At 65.9% G+C, this 20,119-nt stretch carries 19 protein-coding genes; 6 read left to right on the forward strand and 13 right to left on the reverse strand.

Features of this window, described 5'->3' with window-relative positions; translation table 11 throughout:
- Positions 1-77 precede the first annotated feature (77 nt).
- The 6 genes from K0B96_RS01400 to K0B96_RS01425 all read right to left on the reverse strand — a co-directional run bounded on the left by K0B96_RS01400 (position 78) and on the right by K0B96_RS01425 (position 5,232).
- Positions 78-1,856, reverse strand: a complete 1,779-nt coding sequence (locus tag K0B96_RS01400) for a trans-sulfuration enzyme family protein (protein ID WP_220162983.1) — start codon at positions 1,854-1,856, stop codon at positions 78-80.
- A gap of 116 nt (positions 1,857-1,972) precedes the next feature.
- Positions 1,973-2,458 carry a hypothetical protein gene (locus K0B96_RS01405; RefSeq protein WP_220162985.1) on the reverse strand — a complete coding sequence of 162 codons (486 nt, stop codon included), beginning with the start codon at positions 2,456-2,458 and terminating at the stop codon, positions 1,973-1,975.
- Between the two features lie 154 nt (positions 2,459-2,612).
- Entirely contained in the window at positions 2,613-3,083 is a 471-nt protein-coding gene (locus K0B96_RS01410; RefSeq protein ID WP_220162987.1) for a hypothetical protein, read from the reverse strand.
- A gap of 52 nt (positions 3,084-3,135) precedes the next feature.
- Entirely contained in the window at positions 3,136-3,711 is a 576-nt protein-coding gene (locus K0B96_RS01415; RefSeq protein ID WP_220162989.1) for a hypothetical protein, read from the reverse strand.
- Between the two features lie 11 nt (positions 3,712-3,722).
- Complete coding sequence (locus K0B96_RS01420) at positions 3,723-4,274, reverse strand: hypothetical protein (RefSeq protein ID WP_220162991.1); 552 nt, start codon at positions 4,272-4,274, stop codon at positions 3,723-3,725.
- A gap of 220 nt (positions 4,275-4,494) precedes the next feature.
- On the reverse strand, positions 4,495-5,232 hold the full coding sequence (locus tag K0B96_RS01425; protein ID WP_220162993.1) for a hypothetical protein: 738 nt from the start codon (positions 5,230-5,232) through the stop codon (positions 4,495-4,497).
- Between the two features lie 255 nt (positions 5,233-5,487).
- On the opposite strand from K0B96_RS01425, the gene arsN2 reads away from it, so the two are divergent.
- Positions 5,488-6,000 (forward strand): arsenic resistance N-acetyltransferase ArsN2, encoded by a 513-nt coding sequence (gene arsN2 / locus K0B96_RS01430; RefSeq protein WP_220162995.1) that lies wholly within the window; start codon positions 5,488-5,490, stop codon positions 5,998-6,000.
- Positions 6,001-6,047: 47 nt separating this feature from the next.
- Here the strand turns inward: arsN2 and K0B96_RS01435 are convergent, their stop codons facing one another.
- The gene (locus K0B96_RS01435; RefSeq protein WP_220162997.1) at positions 6,048-6,590 is read right to left on the reverse strand and encodes a hypothetical protein; all 543 of its coding nucleotides are present in this window, start codon (positions 6,588-6,590) and stop codon (positions 6,048-6,050) included.
- A 213-nt stretch (positions 6,591-6,803) separates the two neighbouring features.
- Between K0B96_RS01435 and K0B96_RS01440 the strand changes: the two genes are divergently transcribed.
- The 3 genes from K0B96_RS01440 (at position 6,804) to K0B96_RS01450 (ending at position 8,920) form a co-directional block, all read left to right on the forward strand.
- Complete coding sequence (locus K0B96_RS01440; RefSeq protein ID WP_255558795.1) at positions 6,804-7,418, forward strand: DJ-1/PfpI family protein; 615 nt, start codon at positions 6,804-6,806, stop codon at positions 7,416-7,418.
- Positions 7,415-8,404 (forward strand): EamA family transporter, encoded by a 990-nt coding sequence (locus K0B96_RS01445; protein ID WP_220163002.1) that lies wholly within the window; start codon positions 7,415-7,417, stop codon positions 8,402-8,404. The genes K0B96_RS01440 and K0B96_RS01445 overlap by 4 nt, the downstream gene beginning before the upstream one ends.
- Positions 8,405-8,476: 72 nt before the next feature.
- Entirely contained in the window at positions 8,477-8,920 is a 444-nt protein-coding gene (locus K0B96_RS01450; RefSeq protein ID WP_220163004.1) for a GNAT family N-acetyltransferase, read from the forward strand.
- A 99-nt stretch (positions 8,921-9,019) separates the two neighbouring features.
- On the opposite strand, the gene K0B96_RS01455 is transcribed toward K0B96_RS01450, so the two are convergent.
- A complete protein-coding gene (locus tag K0B96_RS01455) occupies positions 9,020-9,790 on the reverse strand; it encodes a sugar phosphate isomerase/epimerase family protein (RefSeq protein ID WP_220163006.1) in 771 nt (256 codons plus the stop codon).
- A gap of 90 nt (positions 9,791-9,880) precedes the next feature.
- On the opposite strand from K0B96_RS01455, the gene K0B96_RS01460 reads away from it, so the two are divergent.
- On the forward strand, positions 9,881-10,327 hold the full coding sequence (locus K0B96_RS01460) for a hypothetical protein (protein ID WP_220163015.1): 447 nt from the start codon (positions 9,881-9,883) through the stop codon (positions 10,325-10,327).
- A gap of 55 nt (positions 10,328-10,382) precedes the next feature.
- Here the strand turns inward: K0B96_RS01460 and melA are convergent, their stop codons facing one another.
- The 5 genes from melA to K0B96_RS01485 all read right to left on the reverse strand — a co-directional run bounded on the left by melA (position 10,383) and on the right by K0B96_RS01485 (position 19,343).
- On the reverse strand, positions 10,383-11,852 hold the full coding sequence (gene melA, locus K0B96_RS01465) for an alpha-glucosidase/alpha-galactosidase (RefSeq protein ID WP_220163017.1): 1,470 nt from the start codon (positions 11,850-11,852) through the stop codon (positions 10,383-10,385).
- A 165-nt stretch (positions 11,853-12,017) separates the two neighbouring features.
- Positions 12,018-14,225 (reverse strand): catalase/peroxidase HPI, encoded by a 2,208-nt coding sequence (gene katG / locus K0B96_RS01470; RefSeq protein ID WP_220163019.1) that lies wholly within the window; start codon positions 14,223-14,225, stop codon positions 12,018-12,020.
- A gap of 393 nt (positions 14,226-14,618) precedes the next feature.
- Positions 14,619-16,397 (reverse strand): DEAD/DEAH box helicase, encoded by a 1,779-nt coding sequence (locus K0B96_RS01475; protein ID WP_255558796.1) that lies wholly within the window; start codon positions 16,395-16,397, stop codon positions 14,619-14,621.
- A gap of 130 nt (positions 16,398-16,527) precedes the next feature.
- A complete protein-coding gene (locus tag K0B96_RS01480) occupies positions 16,528-17,964 on the reverse strand; it encodes a hypothetical protein (RefSeq protein WP_220163021.1) in 1,437 nt (478 codons plus the stop codon).
- On the reverse strand, positions 17,961-19,343 hold the full coding sequence (locus K0B96_RS01485; protein WP_220163024.1) for a S41 family peptidase: 1,383 nt from the start codon (positions 19,341-19,343) through the stop codon (positions 17,961-17,963). The genes K0B96_RS01480 and K0B96_RS01485 overlap by 4 nt, the downstream gene beginning before the upstream one ends.
- 224 nt (positions 19,344-19,567) lie before the next feature.
- Here K0B96_RS01485 and K0B96_RS01490 point away from each other — a divergent pair, with 224 nt between their 5' ends.
- Positions 19,568-20,044 (forward strand): CC0125/CC1285 family lipoprotein, encoded by a 477-nt coding sequence (locus K0B96_RS01490; RefSeq protein ID WP_220163026.1) that lies wholly within the window; start codon positions 19,568-19,570, stop codon positions 20,042-20,044.
- The last annotated feature ends 75 nt before the right edge of the window (positions 20,045-20,119 follow it).

A 20,119-nucleotide genomic window follows, 5' to 3' on the forward strand; every position in this document is an offset into this window, starting at 1 on the left:
GTGGGCTCAGCCCTTCGCGCGGACCCGCGGGCGCCCGAAGCGCACGACGGCAAGGCAGGCGGGGAAAGAAACGGGTGTCAATTCGGCGTCGCAAACCGCGGGGCGGCGGCGGCGTGTCGGCGATGCACGTCGAGGTAGACGTGGTCGCACAGCGTGTCGACGTCGGCACCGGGGAGGAAGCGCGCGGAGAAACCGGGAAGGTCGGGGTCGATCGCGAGGCGGGCGGTGGCGAGAAAGTCGCGAATGAGTTCGCGCGGATCTTCGTCGCCGACAGCGATGCGGATGGTGGTCGGGGTGATGCCGGCAGCGCGGAGGGCGGCGGGGTCGAGTTCGCTGTGCGAGGTAAGCGCGGGGCAGAGGATGACGGTGTTGCTCTGACCGAGGGAAACCATGTGGCCGAACATGGGCGAGAGGGAGTCGAAGAAACGTTCGAAGGTGAGCCGCGAGAGGCCGGCGGCTTCGAAGTCGATGGTGAAGAGAGGCGCCGGCAGGCCGAGGTAGCTGAGACGGGCGGCGAGCGGGGCGTTGGGGTCGGTGGGATTGGCCGGGCCGTGGACGCTGAGGTGGGGATGGGAGGCGAGCCAGCGCGCGAGGATGGCGGTGTTGATGCACTTTTTCAGCATGCGCATCTCGAGGGTCTTCATGCCGGAGAGCACTTCGTAGGCTTTGTCGGCGTCGAGGAACGCGCCTTTGATATAGTAAACGTTCCAGAAAAGCGTGTGGTCCCAGCCGGGATCGCCTTTGGGCAGAAACATGTCGGCGTTGCGGCCGAGGACGACGCCGGCGGTGGTATCGCCATTGCCGACGAGGTCTTTCGTGTAGCTGTGAATCACGTAATCGGGACGCGCCGCCGGTTCGGATTCCTGAAGCGGGCGGACGAGAAACGGCGTGCCGACGGTGGCATCGAGAATGACGGTGAGGCCGGCGGCGTGCGCGGAGCGGCAGATGGCGGGAACGTCGAGAAACACGCCGTGGGGATTGCACGGGCTTTCGAGGTAAACGTAGATCCGGCGGGCGCCGGCGGGCGCGAGGCGATCGGCGTAGGTCGCACGCACGGTGGCGAGGGCGCGTTCGAAATCGTCGGCGGTGGCGCCGTCGAAGAACTCCACGGCGACGTTGAGGTTGGATTTCTTGCCATACCAGTCGTGGAGGAGCTGGTGGGTGCCGCCGTAAACGTTGCGCGAGGCGAGCACGACATCCTCGTAGCCGACGAGGTGGGCGAGGAGGGAGTCGATCGCGGCCATGCCGCTGTTGAAGTTCCACGCGAGATACTCGTGCGCGAGCGGGCCGGCTTCGATTTCGACGATGTGGTTGGCGAGGGAGATCGAGGTGGGATTGAGGAGACGGGAGTAAATTTCGTGGAGAAATTCGCGGCCTTGAAACGCATCGTCGATCCACTCGGTGCAGGCGAAAATATAGGTGGCGGTGCGGGTGATGACGGGGTTGGCGGAGAAGAGGGCGGCGACGTTGTCGAAGGTGGGATACGGGCCTTTCGCCAGGGTGGTCGCGGCGGAGTGGCCGAGGGATTGGTGGACGGCGCGGGTGGGATTTTGCAGCGTATCGAGGAGCTTCGCCAACTGGAAGGTGAGGAATTTCTTCGCGTTGAAGAGAGCGAGGCGGTCGCCCCGCGGGAGATCGGCGAGCTCGCGGGTGGTGGCGGCCCAGAGTTCGGCGAGGTCGCCGTGGGCGGCGTAGAGGCGTTCGGCGAGGCGGAGGAGCGGCGCGCCGATGGGCGAATGGGGATCGAGGTGGAAGTGGGCGAGCTGTTCGCGCGCGAGTTCGGCGAGGGAGGTCGCGGTGGTGGTTTTGCGGCGCGGCGAAAGCTGCCGTGCGGCCGGGGTGGGGTCGTTTTGCATGGGTGCAAGCTGACCGAGGCGGCAGGCGGGCGCAATCCGATCGCCAGCCAACAAAAACGCCGCGCTGGAGGGCGCGGCGGATTCCGGCGAACCGGAGCGGGGAGCAGCGCGCGCGCTTACATGCCGTTGATGACTTTGATGTCGGCGACCTTATCGCCGTTGAAGATCACGTGCACCTTCACCTTGGCGTCTTCCTTGATCGTCTCAAGGGTGGGATCGTATTCGACGGTGTAGGTGTTGTTTTGGCCGGAGCGGCTGGTCATGCCGCTCGCCGCGCCGCGGCCGCCGGTGCTGGTGCCGGCGTTGGTGCGAATGCGCTGGCCGGGCGTGAGGCTGGAGCCATCGGAATTATAGAAGTTATGATAAACCCAGGTCTCCTGATTCGGGCCCGGTCCGGAAATGACTTTCTCCGGTTTGTCGAGGGCCATATAGACCATGTCGCGCGTGAAGCCGACGCTGATATAACCATACCGGATGATCTGTTGATCGGTGGGGCTCAACTGCGAGTAGGTTGCGGATTTCTCCTTGATGCGACTGTCAATGGTGCTGCAACCGGAGAGGAGCAGGGCGAGGGCAACGACGGCGAAGAGAGGGGATTTCATGGTGGGTGGAAAGAGGAAGCGTCGGCAAACTGGGCCGGCGGCTGGATAATGCCGAGCGGAAAAAGGCGGCTCGTTGGGGCGGGTGGGAGATGCGCGATCGGGCGATTTGACGGCACCGCGATCGCGCCCACCGCGCGTGCACCGCTGCTGCGGGTTACGCCCGTCTCACGACTTGGATGTCGACGACTCTATTGCCGCTGAAGATCACGTGCACTTTGGTCTTGGCCTGATCCTTGACGTCTTCAAGCGACGGGTCGTAAACGGTCTCGTATTGGGTGCCGCGCCCGCCCTGCGCGCCTTTCATCGCAGAGGCGCGGGAACTGCCGACGGCTTGGGCGCGGACCGGGATCGAAGCATTGGAGCCATCTTTCGCATAAAAATTTTCGTAGACCCACGTCTCCTGATTGGGCCCGGGACCGGGGATGATTTTCTCGGGCTTGTCGAGGGCCATGTAGACCATGTCGTGCGTGAAGCCGACTTGGATGAAGCCGTAGCGAATGATCTGTTTATCGGTGTCGCTGAGCGAGTCGAACGTGGAGGCGTGTTCCTTGATGCGACTGTCGATGGTGCTGCAACCGGCCACCGCAAGCGCAAGGCAGGCGAGGAGGAAGGCGGGGTTTTTCATGGAAGAAAGGCGGTCGGGCGCGCCGCTTGCCCCGAGGGGCGTTCGGCGGGCGCTAGGACTGAGAAATGCGGATGTCGGCGACGACGCCGCGGAGGAAGATCACCTGCACGCGGGAGTGCGCCTGGTCGCGGACTTGCGTGGTGTGGGGATCGTATTCGATCGTCGTGGTGACGGCTTCGTCGTGAGTCCGGCCAGACCAACCGGCGGCGGCGGAGGGCGGCGTGCCGGGCATGCGCGCGATCGGGCCATTCTTGCCAGCGGTGCCGCCCAGGCCGCCGGTGTCTTCGGCCCAGTGCGTGACGAGTTTTTGTCCCGGGATGAGGTCGGAACCGTCGGCTTGGTAATAGGTTTGATACAGCCACGTTTCCTGCTGCGGGCCGGGGCCGGCGACGATGCGGTCGGGTTTGGCGAGGGCGAGCAAGACCATGTCGCTGGTGAACCCGATGGCGATCTGGCCGCGCTTGATCATGGCTTGCTCGCGAGGCGACAGTTGCGCGAACAACTCCGCTTTCGTTGCGACGCGGGACTCGAGGGTCTGGTGAGCGCAGCCACTCCAACTCGTCGCGAGAACGGCGAGCGGGAGGGCGAGGGAGAAGCGAAGCCAGCAGGAGCGGCGGGTGGGGTTCATGGACGGGTGAGTTAGGTTTTTTCCACGCGGATGTCGGCGACGAGGCCGCGAAGGAAAATCACTTGGACGCGCGGTTGGGACTGGGTTTTTTCCTGAAACAACGTGGGGTCGTATTCGACGGTGTAGGTGTTGGTATGCGGGTTTCGGGTGGCCGCGTCGCTGGCTGGATTACCGCCGGGCATGCGCGCAATCGGGCCGCTGGCGCCACCGGTGCCGCCGAGGCCTCCGGTTTCGGCGGCGGAGTGGGTGACGATCCTTTGAGACGGGGTGAGGCTGGAACCGTCCGCGGCGTAGTAGGATTGATACAGCCAAGTCTCCTGCTGGGGCCCGGGGCCGGAGACCACGCGGTCGGGTTTGTCGAGCGAGAGGAGGACCATGTCGGTGGTGAAGCCGATCCCGATCAGGTGACGCTTGATCATGGACTGCTCGCGGGGCGTGAGGCGGCTGAGGAGTGTTTGCCGCGCGGTCGTCTGGGTCGACGCGGTTTGAGTGGACTGGCAACCGCTGAATCCCACCAGCGCGGTGGCGGCGGCGATGAGGAGGGGGAGGAGGGGCGTTTTCATAAACGTTAATCTTCGACTATCTGGATGGCGGCCACGCGGCCGAAATTGAAGATCACTTCCACGCGGCGCGTCGAAACGATGCTCGTGCGAATGGCGCCGGGATCATATTCGACGGTGTAGCTGAGGCGACCGGTGCCGTGCAGCCGGCGAGAAAAGCCAGCCCCGTGACGGCGCCGAGGCGGCGGAGGTGGGACGACGCACGCATCGGTAGGAAAGCGACCTAGCGCTTGGCGATGGGGCCGCCGTCGACGGCCTGGAGTGCTTCGAACGCGCGGCGCTGGGCGGGACTCAGTGATGCGATGAAGGCGGCCATGCGTTGCGCCCGTTGTTCGCGGGTCGCGTTATATTCATCGTAAGAAACGGCCTTCGTGATTTCGGTGTAGGTGCGCGCCTGTTCGGGATTCAGCGAAACGCGGAAACGGGCGATTTGCGTATTCAAGCGGTTGGCGCGCGCATCGCCGTAGGCTGGTTCGAAGCCGATATCCCAATAGCCGGTGGCATCGATGACGACGGACATGCGCCAGCCGTAGTCGAGATACCACTGCTGGATATCATACTTCTCCTCTGCATTGAGATCGGCGAGGCGCACTTGTAACTGCACGGGCAACGCGACGGGATGCCAGAGCATGGGGTTTTCCGCCGAGTTGATCCACGCTTCGCTTTGTTCGGGTGTTTTCTGGCGACGTTCGAGCGACTGCCAGCCTGTGACGATCAGCTCGCTGCGCTTCTTGTCCGGCCCTTGGACTTCGACGGTCACGCCGTGGATTTTTTCCACGTGGAAATCACCGACGTCATCCCCCACGACGGCCCACTTGTGACCGGTTTGGTCGAAGCCCTTGAACAGGGCGTAGGCGACTTTGCCGACGTGAAGCACGCCGTCCAGCTGCGGGAGCTCGGCGGGCGGGGGATTGGACGTGTCGGCGGCCTGCGCGGCGGGCACGCAAAACGTGGCAGTCACCACCACGAGCACGAGGAACGCCAGGCGGGAAACGCCAGCGCGGAGAGAAGAAGGCAGTGGGGCTACGACCGATGCGAGCGAGCGAGGCGATTGAACGTCACGGCCAACAGAGCAGCATTTCATGGGGAAGGGGATTCCGTCGTCGCCAGGACGACTACGGCCCGGGATGTCGTTTCCGACGGGTTTGGGCAAGGTTGAAGACGTCATGCCGGGGCGCGAAAAGTTCGACGGCGTCGAGGCCGGAGAACGGCGAAGGTGCAGCGGACGGGCGGCGATTTTGGCGTCGGCGACCGGTATCCGGCCGGCAAGAGTGGCGGCATGGGAGCAAGCGACACAGTCGAGTTTACGGCCGCGGTGGGGCACGACGAAGCGGAAATCGCGGCGCTACTGGCGGCCGCGGATCTGCCGCACAGCGACATCGGCGCGCACTGGGCGAACTTCATCGTCGCCCGCGCGGAGGCGCGAATCGTCGGGGTGGTTGGCGCGGAAGTGCACGGGGCGGATGGGTTGCTGCGCTCTCTGGCCGTGGCGGCGGCATGGCGGGGCCGGGGGCTGGGACGGCAGTTGGTGCAACGGTTGCGCGTCGCGCAGCCGGCGGTGCGAAGGTGGTGGGTGCTGACGACGACGGCGGAATCGTTTTTCGCCGAGCTGCGTTTCGGGCGAGTGGAGCGGCGGCTCGCGCCGGCGGCGATCGCGGCGACGGAGGAGTTTCGCACGCTTTGTCCGTCGACCGCGGTGTGTTTGGTGCGGCGCGAAGCCGGGCCGTAAGCGAGGTGGCGTCGAAACGCCGGCGAATTTGCGGAGGCGCGGAGTGTTCAACGCGGCGCGAGCACGGCGCGCCGGAGTGCGCGATAATCTTCGGGAAGGAACAGTTCACGGTGCGATGTGAACTCGCTGGCGTCGCCGGACTGCCAGTGTTGCGCGAGAAAGACGGCGTGATCCTCGGCGTCGAGCTCCTGCCAATAAGGACAATCGACGCAGTGGCTGCCGCTGACGCGCAAGCGCGCGCGGGCGGCGTCCTGCCGGCGGCAGTGTCCGTCGGCGCCGGTCTCACGAAATGAATTCCGGCAGGCGGCGGGGGAGGGTTGAAGACAGGTTTTTACCAACTGACGCGCGGCGATGGCGAGGAGCTCGTCGGTCGAATGCGCGAGGACGCGGGCGGTGCAGGCTTGGGCATCGGCGGCGCTGAGTTCACCGTCGCTCGGGTGCAGCGGGTGGCGTTCCTCGATCAGTTGCCAGAGGCGCGCGGCGATGGCGAGGAGCTCGGCGGGTGCCGGTGCGGGCCGATCGTTTTGCTCGTAAAAGCGGTGCAGGACGGCGGCGACGAGGGGATGAAAAGCGGCGAAATCCAACGGCATGGCGATCGAGCGGTGAGCAGCCGGCGCGGCGTGTCACGCGAAAAGCTCAGGGCGCGCGCAGAAATTTGGCTCGTTTGCGGGAGGCGACCGCGGCGAGACTCGCCCGCGAGGTGCTATGCAAACGTCAGTCAAACGAGTCGAAGCCGGGGCGCAGGGCCGCGCGTGGGGTCAGTCTCCCGGCGCGGGGCGGCGGCGCGGAAAGGTGAGGCGGACGTGAACCGGAAGACGGTGGCGATTTTGGTGTTCGACGACGTCGAGGTGCTCGACCTCGCCGGACCGTTTGAGGTGTTCGCGGTGACGGATGAGCTCTGCGACTACGGAGCGTTCAACGTGTGCACGGTCGCGCCGCGGGCGGATGTGGTGCGGGCGCGGAACGGACTGCGCGTCGTGCCGGATTACGCGTTGGAGAATTGTCCGCCAGCGGAGATTCTCGTGGTCCCAGGCGGCTTCGGCACGCGGGCGCTGTTGAACGACGAGGCGGTGATCGCGTGGGTGCGAACACGGGCGACGGGCGCGGAGATCGTGATGAGCGTGTGCACGGGTGCGCTCGTGCTGGCGCGCGCGGGTTTGCTGGATGGGTTGCGGGTGACGACGCATCACGAAGTGTTGGACACGTTGCGGGCGTTGGCGCCGGCGGCGACGGTGGACGCGAACAGGCGTTATCATGACAACGGGCGCGTGCTGACGGCGGCGGGCATTTCGGCGGGGATCGACGGTGCGCTGCATCTGGTGCGGCGCGAACTCGGCGAAGCGGTGGCGGAGCGAACGGCGCGCTACATGGAATACACGCCGGAGGACGGACGCGCGCGGCAGGCTTTTATCCCGTGAAGCACGCCTCCGCTGCTCCTTCCCGCTCGGCGGTCGCGCTGGGCTTCGCAGCCATTTACGTGATCTGGGGCAGCACGTATCTGGGCATTCGGATCGCGGTGGAGACGCTGCCGCCGTTTCTCATGGCGGGAGTGCGGTTCCTCATCGCGGGGGCGTTGCTGTTTGCGTGGGTGCGCTGGAAACATCGCGCGCGGCCGACGGCGCGGCAGTGGCGCGACAACGCGATCGCGGGCGGGTTGATGTTGCTCGGCGGCAACGGACTGGTGGCGTGGGCGGAACAGGAAATTCCGTCGGGCATCGCCACGCTGATCATTTCGATCGGGCCGGTGTTCATGGTCTTGTTCGACTGGCTGGTGCTGGCGGTGGGGCGTGACGCGGAGCGCGGGGCGCGGCCGACGGGCGCGACGTTTCTCGGGCTGGCGCTGGGTTTTATCGGACTCGCCCTGCTGGTCGGGCCGGACATCGCGGGCGCGTCGGCGACGCCGCTCGACGCGTGGCGGGTGGCGGGGCTGGTGGTGGCGTGCGTGGCGTGGTCGCTGGGTTCGATTTTCATGCGTTATGCGCGCTCGCCCGCGGAGCCCTTGACGGGGTCCGCGCTGCAAATGCTCACGGGCGGCGGGTGGTTGATGCTGGCCGCCGCATGGCACGGAGATTTCAACGGTTTCGAGTTCGCGGCGGTGAGCGGGCGGTCGTTCGCCGCGTGGCTGTATTTGATCGGCGTCGGTTCGCTCGTGGGATTCACGACCTATGTGTGGCTCATGAAAGTAAGCACGCCGGCGCGGGTTTCCACCTATGCGTATGTGAATCCGATCGTGGCGGTGCTGCTCGGTTGGTTGATTCTCAACGAGACCGTGGGGCCGCGCATGATCGTGGCGTCGGCGGTGATTGTCGCAGGTGTCGCGATCATCACGCTGCAGCGGGGCCGGCCGAAGGTCGCGACGGCGTTGTCGCAAGTGCAGCCGCCGATGGAGCCGGCGAAAAGATGAAGCGAAAACGATCGCGACCCGGAAGCGCGCCGGGTTGCTTGTGCCATCGGACGAGCGCGGCGAATTTTCTCCATGAACCCTCCATTCAACGAGCTCATCGCTCTTGCTGAAACGGACGCGGACATCGCGCGATGCTTTCCCGTGCTGGCGCAATTGCGGCCGCATCTGATCGAGACCGAATTCGTGGAGCGCGTGCGGCGAATGCAACGCGAGGGTTTTTTGCTCGCACGGCTGGAGGCCGAGGGTGTTGTCCGCGCCGTGGCGGGTTTCCGGTATCACGAAAAACTGTTCTCGGGTCGCACACTTTACGTCGACGATCTGGTGACGGATGACACGCAACGTTCGCGAGGCCATGGCCGGCAGTTGCTCGCGTGGCTGGAAGCGCAGGCGCGGGCGCGCGGCTGCGACCTCTTGGAACTCGACTCCGGCGTGCAGCGCGCTGCGGCGCACCGTTTTTATTTTCGCGAGCGCATGACGATCGGCGCTTATCACTTCTCGCGGGCACTGCAGGATTGACGTCCGCGGCCGACGGCGACGCGACGCCCGGCATCAAGCCCGCGGGCGGAGGGGCATGGGAGTGCGCTACGGGGCGCGTTCGCGTCGGCGCAGGCGCGATCAGACGGGGAGGACGCGCAGGCAGTCGAGGAGCGTAGCGGCGTCGTGGAGAAATTGCTCGGGGGAATCGTCACGCACGAACTCCAGCAAGGCGGCGTGTTCGCCGGGCAGGGCGTTGACCAGGGCGAGGCGTTCCCGCCAGAGCGCGGCGCCTTCGGCGAGCGGACGGCGGTCCTGCACGGTGATCCAGTGATAAACGTGCAGGTGGGCGAGTCGGGGGCCGATCGTGGTGAGACCGGCGCGGGCGGAGGCTTCGTCCATCCCCAGCAACGGCTGCCAGTAGGAGAGAACATTCGCGTCGGGCACGGCGGCGAGCAATTCGCGACAGGACGCGTTGGTATCGTTGAATGTGCCGCCGTGAAATTCCGGCGCGATCTGCACGCGGGCCCGCGCGGCCAGCGCGGCGATGCGGCGCAGCTCCGCGAACAAGTGATCGCGCTCGCCGGCGGCGATGTTCGCCGAGCCCACCGTGCCGGCCCACACGCGGATCAACGGCGCGCCGAGCTCGAGGGCTGTTTCCAAGACGGCCTCGAAGGCGAGCCCGTCGTCCTCGCTGTGGCCGACGCGGTAGTAGCTGCCGTAAGCGGCCACCGTGAGGCCCGCATCCGCGGTGAGTTCCCGCGTTTCACGAGCGCGGCCGAGTTCGCCGTGCGGCACGTGGATATCGCCGCCCCACTCGATCGCGCGCAGCCCGGCGCGCCGCACGAGTGCAACGATCTCCCGCGGCGAGAGTTTGCGAAACGTGATCGAAACGAGACCGGGCGAGAGCATGGGTGACAGCTACGGGCGCGAGCGGGTCGCGCCAAGAGTGGAGTTGGCGAAACGGGGAAACTTCGACAGGTTGAAGGCGTCCCCAAACCCATGAAACGCATTGTCCTTTTTCTGGCCGCCTTCTCCGCGCTGCTTTTGGCCGGCTGCAACACGCTCAATCACCGCATCGAGCAGCACGCCGCCATGTTCAACGCACTCGACGCGCCGACGCAGGCAAAGCTTCGCGCCGGCACGGTGGAGATCGGTTACACGACGGACATGGTTTATGTGGCGCTCGGCGCGCCGGACGAGAGTCGCGACAACGTCACGGCGAAAGGGCGCACGACCGACTGGATTTATAACAGCTATTCCCAGGATTACGTGGGCACGGCCAACGTGGGCTATCGCCGCTACGTGTCGTATAACAAGAAAACCGGCCAGGCCGTGGTGTGGATCGAGCCGGTTTACCGGGACGTGTATCGCGATCGCATCGAGCCGCGGATCCGCATCTCGTTCAAGAACGGCCGCGTGAGCGCGATCGAGCAGGTGAAGCGCTAGCGCGAAAATCAGCGCCGCGCGCGGCCGGGTAAACCGGCCGCGGCCGCCGACGGTGTTAGTGGCCGGCGCGGGGGTTTTTCTTTTCCTCGCGTTTGAGCTCGGCGAGCGAACGCGTTTTCAAGCGGGCGGCACCACGCGTTTTCTTCGTCGGCAGGAGCGGGCCTTTTTTCAGGCGGCGCTTCGCGGCGGCGACGGACTTTTTGTATTGCGGGAGCCAGGGTGCGAGGGCGACGAGCATTTCGTCCACCATCTGCCAGATCTGCGGTGGCTGACACACGGCGCCGACGAGCGGATCCATCATGAACGCCTGCCGGAGGAGCTGGTCATCGCCGTGGACGGCGGCTTCGACGCCGAGGCGTTGCACGGAAATGCTGGCGTTGCACACGGCGGCGCAACCGAGCGGAAGTTCGCCGACGGAAGGGGTATTGAAGCCGAAGCGATCGACGAAGCCGGGCGCCTCGACGATGGCGTCGGGCGGGAGATTCGGGATGGTGGCGCCGTTCACGAGGTTGAAGTGTCCGCGATAAACACGGCCGGTTTCGAGCGCTTCGAGAATGCGACTACCGTGCTCCTCGCTGCGGTTTTCGGGCGTGTAGCGGAGCGGCGCGATCGTCTCCACGCCGCGGCCGAATTCCGCTTCGAACCAATGGCGGCCCTCGGTGCAGACGCGAAGATAGCCGCCGGTCTCGCCGTTGATCCACACGCTGAGGTCGATCCACGGGAGCATCTCGTCGGGGCGTTTCCGATACCACGGGACGTATTCGCTGAGGTGGCCGTTGGACTCGGTGGAATAGTAGCCGAAGCGCCGGAGCATATCGATGCGGACCTTCTCGGTCTGGGAGAACTCCTTGTGACGCTCGAACGCGGCGAGCAGTTCGCCGGTGCGTTCGCGGCCCTCGGCGAGGACGCTGACATACCACGTCTGGTGGTTGATGCCCGCGCAGACGATATCGACATCCTTCTTCTCCAGCCCGAGGACTTGCGCGATCTGCCAGTGGCCGTGCTGGACGCCGTGGCAGAGGCCGACGCAGCGCACGCCGCCGTATTTGTTGGCGGCCCACGTCATCATCGCCATCGGGTTGGCGTAGTTGAGGAGCAGGCAATCGGGGGCGGCGACTTCGCGGATGTCGCGGCAGAAATCGAGGAGGGCGGCGATGCCGCGCTGGGCATACATGATGCCGCCGGCGCACAGGGTGTCGCCGACGCATTGGTCGACGCCGTATTTCAACGGGATTTCAATGTCGTGCGCGAAGGCTTCGAGGCCGCCGATCCGCACGACGCAGAACACATAATTTGCGCCGGTGAGCGCGGCGCGGCGGTCCGTGGTCGCAGTGATGGTGGTCGTGAGGTTGTTCGCGGCGATGTCGCGGCGGCAGAGCGCAGCGACCATCTCGAGGTTGCGGCGGTTGAGGTCGGTGAAGGCGAATTCGACATTCGCAAATTCCGGGACGGTGAGGAGGTCGGCAACGAGCTTGCGGGTGAAACCGATGGAGCCGGCGCCGATGAACGCGATTTTGAGGGGCATGAGAAAAAGGGTGGGACAGCAGTGGAGGATGCCACGATGGCTGGCGACGGTGAAAACGACAAAGTGCGGCGCGGCGGGATCGGGGTCGCTCGCGCCAATAAAAAGGCGCCCCGCCGCGGAGGGACCGCAGCGGGGCGCCGTTTCAGGCGGAGGAGGGCTGGCCGATCAGGCGATGTCGAAGCGGTCGGCGTTCATCACCTTGTTCCACGCGGCGACGAAATCCCGCACGAACTTCGCGTGTGCATCGCGCGAGCCGTAAACTTCGGCGAGCGCGCGCAACTGGGAGTTGGAGCCGAACACGAGGTCGACGCGGGTGGCGGTCCATTTCACGTCGCCGGTCTCGCGATCAGCGATTTCGAACAGACCTTCGTTTTGCGACACGGCTTTCACGACGTGGCGCATGTCGAGGAGGTTGACGAAGAAATCGTTGGTCAACGTTTCCGGCCGCGAGGTGAAGACGCCGTGCTGGGTCTTGCCATAGTTGGCGTTCAACACGCGGAGGCCGCCGATGAGGACGGTCATTTCCGGGCCGGTGAGCGACAGCAACTGGGCTTTGTCGACGAGGAATTGCTCCGCGGGAAGCTTGCCGCCGGCCTTGGAGAAGTTGCGGAAGCCGTCGGCAAACGGTTCAAGTTCCGCGAAGGTCGGCGCGTCCGTTTGCTCGTCGGTGGCATCGGTGCGGCCCGGGATGAACGGCACTTCGATGGGTTGGCCGGCTTTCTGCGCCGCTTGTTCGATGGCGGCGGCGCCACCGAGGACGATCAAGTCGGCGAGCGACACTTTTTTGCCGCCGGGCGCGGAGGCGTTGAACTCCTTCTGCACGCCCTCGATTGCCTTGAGGGCTTTGGCGAGGCGCGCGGGTTGGTTGACCTCCCAGTCTTTTTGCGGGGCGAGGCGGATGCGCGCGCCGTTGGCGCCGCCACGCTTGTCGGAGCTGCGGAACGTGGAGGCGGACGCCCACGCCGTCGACACGAGTTCCGGAATCGAAAGACCGGTGGCGAGAAGCTTGGCTTTAAGCGCGGCGATCTCATTGGCGCCGATCAGCGGATGATCGACGGGCGGCACGGGGTCCTGCCAGATCAGGTCGATGGCGGGGACTTCCGGTCCGAGGTAGCGCGACTTCGGGCCCATGTCGCGATGGGTGAGTTTGAACCACGCGCGGCGAAACGCGTCGGCGAACTGGTCGGGGTTTTCCAAGAAGCGGCGCGAGATCGGGCCGTAGATGGGATCGAAGCGCAGGGAGAGATCCGTAGTGAGCATCGTCGGCCGATGTTTCTTCGTGGGATCGTAGGCGTCGGGAATGGTTTTCTCGTCGGTCTTGGCGACCCACTGGTTGGCGCCGGCGGGACTCTTGGTGAGCTCCCATTCGTAACCAAACAGGTTTTCGAAGAAGCTGTTGCTCCACTGGGTGGGCTTCGTGCTCCAGGTGACCTCCAGGCCGCTGGTGATGGCGAAAGCGCCTTTGCCGCTGCCGTGGGTGCTGGTCCAGCCGAGGCCTTGCTCGGTGAGATCGGCGGCTTCGGGTTCGCGGCCGACGTGATGGGCGGGCCCGGCGCCGTGGGTTTTGCCGAAGGTGTGGCCGCCGGCGATGAGGGCGACGGTTTCCTCGTCGTTCATGGCCATGCGGGCGAAGGTTTCGCGAATATCCTTGGCGGCGGCGAGGAAGTCGGGATGGCCGTTGGGACCTTCGGGGTTGACGTAAATCAGGCCCATCTGGACGGCGGCGAGGGTGCCCTCGAGTTCGCGTTCGCCGGCGTAGCGGGAATCGCCGAGCCACTTGTCTTCGGCGCCCCAGTAAACGTGTTCCTCGGGCTCCCAGACGTCGGCGCGGCCGCCACCAAAACCGAGGGTTTTGAAGCCCATCGATTCGAGGGCGCAATTGCCGGCGAGGACGATGAGGTCGGCCCAGGAAATCTGGCGGCCGTATTTTTGTTTAACGGGCCAGAGGAGACGGCGGGCTTTGTCGAGGTTGGCGTTGTCGGGCCAGGAATTGAGCGGAGCGAAGCGTTGCTGGCCGGAGCCGGCGCCGCCGCGACCGTCGCCGATGCGGTAGGTGCCGGCGCTGTGCCACGCCATGCGCACGAAGAACGGACCATAGTGGCCGAAATCCGCGGGCCACCATTCCTGCGAGTCGGTCATCAGCGCGTAGAGGTCCTGTTTGACGGCGGCGAGATCGAGTTTTTTGAACTCCTCGGCATAATCGAAACCGGCGCCCATCGGATCGGAGAGTTCCGAGTTCTGATGCAGCATTTTCAGGTTGAGCTGGTTCGGCCACCAGTCGCGCAGGGTGCGGGGCGCGGGCTTGTTCGCTCCGCCATGCAGATGAGGAAAGGGGCATTTGCCGCCGGTCGTGGGAGTGGATGATGCGTCCATAAAATGGGTCCAGGGTGGGAGTTTTTACGAGGGTGAGAGTGGCCGTCGATTAACGACTTTTCATCGCCCCGAACGAAGGCTGTCGCAAGCGCGAACGGGTTGAAAAAGCCCGGCGCTGGCGGCGGGCGACGCAGGGAAGGGCGTTTGCGGCGCGGAGATTGTCGGGTGGGCCGGGCGCTCCGCGCGCGGCTTGAGCGCAACGGCGGCTTCGGCGCACGCGTCCGATTACAAACGACCGCGCGCGGAGTGCACGGTCCACCGGCGTGGGCGCGGGCGTAAGGCGCGCGGGCCTATGAGCTGAAACGCAATCGAGGCAGCGCGGGACAGGAGCAACCGACGCTGCTGGAGGGAGCTGTGGCGCGCGGCAGGAGTCGCCCCCGCGCGACCAGAGAATCAGCGGCGGGCGCCGCGGTGGAGGCGGCTGGCGGGCTTGACCGCGGCGGCGGCGGTTTCGGCGAGCGCTTTGTCGTCGAAGAGCGCGGAGTAAATATACGGGAAACCCTCGATTTTCTTCCGCTCTACGCCGAGGCCCATGTAGCGCTCGATGCTGCGCGCATCGCGGACGTCCTCTTCCGTGACGAGCGTAAACGCGTCGCCGGTGTTGTTCGCGCGCCCGGTGCGGCCGATGCGGTGCACGTAATCCTCGGCGTTTTCCGGGACGTCGTAATTGATGACGTGGGAGACGCCGGCGATATCGAGGCCGCGGGCGGCGATGTCGGTGGCGACGAGCACTTCAAACCGGCCGCTTTTGAAGCCGTCGAGCGCTTCGATGCGTTCGCGCTGGCTGCGGTCGGAATGCATGACGCCGACGGTGTGGCCCTTGGCTTGCAGGCGGTGGGCGATGCGATCGGCGCCCATGCGGGTGCGCGTGAAAATCAGGATGCTCTTGAACTCGGTCTGCTCGAGCAGGAGTTGGAGGAGGTCGAATTTTTGGGAGGCAACGACGGGGTAAAACGCGTGCGACACGGTCTCCGCCGCCGAGTGGAGGCGGCCGATTTCGACCGTGGCGGGATCGCGCAACGCCCAGCTCGCGAGCGAGGCGATTTCGGGCGGGAGCGTGGCGGTGAAGAAGAGGGTCTGGCGGGAGGCGGGCGTTTTTTGGACGATGCGGCGCACGTCGGGGAGGAAGCCCATGTCGAGCATGCGATCGACTTCGTCGAGGACGAGGATGTCGATCTTGTCGAGGGAGCAGTTGCCCTGTTCCAAATGGTCGAGCAGGCGCCCGGGGGTGGCGGCGAGAATGTCCATGCCGCGGCGCAGATCTTCGTTCTGTTTGCCGTAGCCGACGCCGCCGTAAACGATGGTCACGCGCAGGTCGGTGAACTTGGCGAATTTTTGAAACGCTTCCTCGACTTGCAGCGCGAGTTCGCGCGTGGGCTCGAGGATGAGGCAGCGCAAATTACCGTGCGCGGCGAGGCGTTGGATGATCGGGAGCGCGAACGCGGCGGTCTTGCCGGTGCCGGTTTGCGCGGAGCCGATGAGATCGCGGCCGGTGAGGACGACGGGAATCGACTGCGCCTGGATCGGCGTGGGTTGGACGTAGCCCATTTCCTGGACCGCGAAGGCGAGCGCATCGGACAGGCCGAGGGCGGAAAACGCGGTCTCCATCTTCGGGATGTCGACGGGCGTGGCGGGCTTCACCGGGTCGCGGCGCGGGTGGTCGTAGGAATCGTCGCGGGCGGGGCGTTCGCGTTGTCCGCCGCCATGCGCACGGGGGCCGTCGGACCGGCCGCCGCGGCGACCGCCGCTGCTGCCGCCGTGGGCGCCACGTTCACCGGAGAAATTGCGTTCGCGGGGTTCGCGGTGGGAGCCGGAGGTGCTGGGTGAACCGGACGGGCCGGCGGCCCCAGCAGAACCGGGCTCGCGGGGCGGGCGGGGTGCGCCGTCGGGACGGCGTTCGCCGCGGTTGTCACGCCCGCCGCGTCCGCGGCGCTCGCCGGAACCGTGGTGCGAGCGAGGTTCGTGACTGGCCGAACCGCCTGCGGCCGGGCCACTGGAGGACGAGCCTTCGCGAGGAGCGCGGGGGCCGGAGTGGCGTTCGCGACTTTTCTCGCGGGCAGGATGGGAAGAACCTTGGGAGGGAACTGGTTGGCCGCGATCCGCGGCCTTGGCTTTCGAACTGCGGGACGGCGAAATCGAGTCGCGCAGCTTCGTCAAAATTTTCTTCAGCATGAGAATGTAAGTTTGGCAGCGTCGCCGAATGCGCCGGGTTTGCAATCTCCGATGCGGGCGACGGCGCGCGCGGGCGATGGCGTGCCGGGCGACGGTGTTTTCCGCCCTGTTTAGGGAGGGCGAGCGAGACTCAATCGTCGTCGCGGCGGGGGCGGAAAATGGCGTCGTCTTCGACGGCGTTGTTCACGACCGACTGGATGGTGCTGAACATGCGCATCGCCGGGTTGGTGGTGGTGACGACAAAGGGGAGCACGACGCCGTCGACCGTGCGGAAATCAGAGAAGTCCACGCGCACGGGGAGAGTGCCTCGCGGGCCGGCGATCATGGTGCCTTCGATGCGGAGGATGCGGCCGTTTTCCTGATCGAAATAATATGTGCCAAGCGGGGCTTGCAGGCTGGCGAGGGCGACGACGTCAACGGCGCGGCCGTCGATCTCGGCGGGCGGGAGGAGTCGGCGCAAGGGGGCCTGAGCGGGGAGATCGAGCGCGGTGCGGAGGTTGGCGTTGCCGAGCAGTTGCTGGCGTTCGGCGCCGTCGAGTACGCGGTAGCCTTCGATCTCGCTGGCCGACCACGCGGTCGTGCCGTCGAAGCCTTGGGCCTGGCGGCCGATGCCGGGAATATCCTGCTCGGCGAGGATGAGATTGGGGTCCTTTTGCGTGACTTTGAGATGGTTGGTGACGCCCGAGGTCGGGATTTCGACGGTCGTCTCCGTGACGCGCGAATGGATGCGGGAGAGCGCGGCGGCGCCGCCGGCGGCTTCGATTTGGTGCGCGAGGATGCGGTTGATTTTTGCGGCGTCGGCGAGTTCCTGCGCGGTGAGGGGCGCGGGATCGAAGTCGAGGGGCTGATTGACGGCGGCGCTTTGGCGGCGCGAAATCATCGTCGTGCCGCCCGTGCGCGTTTCGAGAAAAGGGAGCGTGAGCGGGCCGACAGGGCGAAAGTCGCCGAAGTCGACCGTGAGCGCGATGGCCATGGGTGAGCCGAGCACTTCGACGCGGAGGACGTGGCCCGTGGCGGCGTCGAAATACCATTTCTCGGTGGCGCCGTTGCGCGGGACGAGGGCGAGCACGTGGCAGCGTTTGTCGTCCACCGACGCGTCGGCGAGGAGGCGTTGGCCCGGATAAATGGAGGGCAGCGCAAGCGTGCGGCGGGGGTTGCCGATCGAGCTGAGGCCGAGGGCTTCGTTGAGATCCATCAAGCCGATGCCGAGTTCGGGATGGCGGCGCCAGGCGACTTTGCCGTCGAAGCCGAGGACGGTGGCGTCTTTCTGGTCGCCGACGCGCGTGCGGGAGAAGAAGTGGCCGTCGGCATCGGACCAGCGGTGCATCGAAAGGAGCGTGTGCGTGGGTCCGGCGATGAACTCGATGTTTTCGTCGACCGTGAGCGACTTCACCTCGAGCAGAGCGGAGACGCCGCCTTCGGCTTCGATCGCCCGGCCGAAGATGCTGGCGATCGCGCGCTGTTCGGCTTGGCGGGACGCGATACCGGCTGGCGTGGCGCACCCGGCGAGAAGGCCGAGGGCGACGACGAGGGCGAAGGCGGCGGCGAACGGGAGAAGACGTTTCATGGAGCGGGTGCGGTGGCGGCAGACACAGGTGCGGGCGGGTTGCGGGCTTCGTGCAACCAAGCGCGGGCGGTTTCGAGGACCGGGTCGCGACCGGCTGCGAGATCGGCGCGGGTGGTGGCGACGACGATGTCCGGCGCGACGCCGCGGCCTTCGAGGGAGTGGTGCGTGGGCGTTTGCACGTCGGCGATGGCGTATTGAAAAAGATCGCCGGTGGGGAGCGTTTTGAAGGAGGACGGCAGGGCGGCGCCGGCGCTGGGTTCGCCGAACAACCGCGCGCGGTGCGTGGCCTGCAACCCGGCGGCGAGAATCTCGCTCGTGGAGGCGGAGCCGCCGTCGATCAGGACCGCCACGGGGCCGAGAAACGCGCGGCTTTGCGGGAAGGCTTCGAAGCCGATTTCGCCGGCGCGCAGAATCATGCGGCCGAGGGAAACTTGATGGTCGCTGAGCAAGCCGACGATGCCGGGCGCCATCGCGGTGAGGCCGCCGGGGTTGGCGCGCAGATCGAGGATGAGGCCGTCGCCCGGGTGGAGTTGGCGCACGAAGGCGCGAAGCGGGCGCATGAGCGACGGGGCGAAGACGTTGAGGCGAAGGTAGGCGAGTCCGGTGTCGTCGCGGTGGGCTTCGAACTCGAGGGGTTGCGCGGGAAAACTGCCAACGGGTTCGGACCATTCGCCGTCGTGCGCGGCGCAGGTGACGGTGAGTTCGCGCGGGGCGGCGTCCGGCGATGCCACGGTGGCGGTGAGGGCGGTGCCGACGGCGGCGCGCGACCAGCTCGTGACAAAATACACGAGGTAGGAACCTTGTTGCGTGGGCGTGAGGCCGTAATGCGCGAGCGTGGTGGCGAGCGTCGCGAGGTCGGCGGTGTTGGTTTTGAGCACGACATCGCCGGGGTGGATGCCCGCAGCGGCGGCGGGAGAAGCGGGGCGGACGTGGCGGACGATGACCTGGCCGTCGACCGCGGTGAAATCAGCGCCGATCGTCCCGATGCGCGAGCGTTCGGCGGGGGTGAACACGGCGGCTTCGCGGGGGAGGATGGAGAAATGCGTGCGGCGCAATTCGCCGAGCATCGCGCGCAGCAGATCGCAGAGAGCGGCTTTGTCGGCGATGGCGGGAAGTTGCGCGGCGTATTTTGCGCGAACGGCATCCCAATCGACTCCACCGAAGGTCGGGTCGAAATAGCTTTCGTTCACCGTCGTCCAGACTTCGTCGAAGGTGCGCTGGCGAAGGTCAGGCCAGTCGGGATCAGCGGGGGCGGCGGACGGCGACGCGGGGGAAGTTGAGTCGGCCGCGGTGGATGCGGCCGGTGCGGATGCGGGTTGGTCAGCCGCGGACGGCGAGACGAGAATGGGAGGCGGTTCGGCGCGAGAAGCCGTTGGCATCGCGGCCAGGAGAAGGGCTCCGCACCATCCCCATATCAGCGAGCGTCCTTTGCGACCGAGCATGCGGCGAAACGAAGTCCGCCGGGAGCGGTTGAGTCAACGATGCGGTGCGACGAGCGCAAAACGATCGAGGGAGGCGGCGTGAAACGTGGACTTGTGCCGGCAGCGAAGGCGGTCACAGTTTCGTCAACCCCTTAAATTCTAATATCATGAAAACTATCGTGATGGCGGTCGGACTCAGTGCGGCGGTGATGACGGCGGGCTGTAGCACCGCTTACAAAGATGCAGGACGAAACGACGGACGTGGTTACTCGTCGCAACGCATTTCGGACGACGTTTTCACGGTAAGCTTTGCCGCCAACAGCGCGACGAAACCCGAGAAGGTGCGTGATTTCGTGCTGCTTCGCGCTTCCGAGATCGCGGTGAAAAATGGCTTTGATTATATGCGCGTGGTGGACGCGGACGATGCGTCGGCCGTGAAAACGTTGCCGGTCATGGGCACATCCTATTTGGGCGCGTATTCGCCGCAGAATGCTTCCGCCGGGTTCAGTTCGGGCCACGAGTACGAACTGACGGTCACGAAGCCAGCGTACGAAATACGCGTCGTCTGCCGCCGCGAGCGCCCGGCGGGTGACGAACAAAATTGGTGGCCGGCGAAGGAAACGGTGGCGCGCTTGCGGGCCAAGTACCGTCTGGGTTGAGCAGAGTCGCCGCACCTGACCGGACGGTTGCGCGGGCCAACGGCGTTAAAGCAGCGTTGACCCGCGCATGGAAAC

It is taken from the genome of Horticoccus luteus, from assembly GCF_019464535.1.
Lineage (GTDB): Bacteria > Verrucomicrobiota > Verrucomicrobiia > Opitutales > Opitutaceae > Horticoccus > Horticoccus luteus.

Bases quoted from the DNA above. Each gene is read 5' to 3' on its own strand.
- K0B96_RS01400 (WP_220162983.1), bottom strand. From the start codon at position 1,856: ATGCAAAACGACCCCACCCCGGCCGCACGGCAGCTTTCGCCGCGCCGC.
- K0B96_RS01405 (WP_220162985.1), bottom strand. From the start codon at position 2,458: ATGAAATCCCCTCTCTTCGCCGTCGTTGCCCTCGCCCTGCTCCTCTCC.
- K0B96_RS01410 (WP_220162987.1), bottom strand. From the start codon at position 3,083: ATGAAAAACCCCGCCTTCCTCCTCGCCTGCCTTGCGCTTGCGGTGGCC.
- K0B96_RS01415 (WP_220162989.1), bottom strand. From the start codon at position 3,711: ATGAACCCCACCCGCCGCTCCTGCTGGCTTCGCTTCTCCCTCGCCCTC.
- K0B96_RS01420 (WP_220162991.1), bottom strand. From the start codon at position 4,274: ATGAAAACGCCCCTCCTCCCCCTCCTCATCGCCGCCGCCACCGCGCTG.
- K0B96_RS01435 (WP_220162997.1), bottom strand. From the start codon at position 6,590: ATGCCGTTGGATTTCGCCGCTTTTCATCCCCTCGTCGCCGCCGTCCTG.
- K0B96_RS01450 (WP_220163004.1), top strand. From the start codon at position 8,477: ATGAACCCTCCATTCAACGAGCTCATCGCTCTTGCTGAAACGGACGCG.
- K0B96_RS01455 (WP_220163006.1), bottom strand. From the start codon at position 9,790: ATGCTCTCGCCCGGTCTCGTTTCGATCACGTTTCGCAAACTCTCGCCG.
- K0B96_RS01460 (WP_220163015.1), top strand. From the start codon at position 9,881: ATGAAACGCATTGTCCTTTTTCTGGCCGCCTTCTCCGCGCTGCTTTTG.
- melA (WP_220163017.1), bottom strand. From the start codon at position 11,852: ATGCCCCTCAAAATCGCGTTCATCGGCGCCGGCTCCATCGGTTTCACC.
- katG (WP_220163019.1), bottom strand. From the start codon at position 14,225: ATGGACGCATCATCCACTCCCACGACCGGCGGCAAATGCCCCTTTCCT.
- K0B96_RS01475 (WP_255558796.1), bottom strand. From the start codon at position 16,397: ATGCTGAAGAAAATTTTGACGAAGCTGCGCGACTCGATTTCGCCGTCC.
- K0B96_RS01480 (WP_220163021.1), bottom strand. From the start codon at position 17,964: ATGAAACGTCTTCTCCCGTTCGCCGCCGCCTTCGCCCTCGTCGTCGCC.
- K0B96_RS01485 (WP_220163024.1), bottom strand. From the start codon at position 19,343: ATGCCAACGGCTTCTCGCGCCGAACCGCCTCCCATTCTCGTCTCGCCG.
- K0B96_RS01490 (WP_220163026.1), top strand. From the start codon at position 19,568: ATGGCGGTCGGACTCAGTGCGGCGGTGATGACGGCGGGCTGTAGCACC.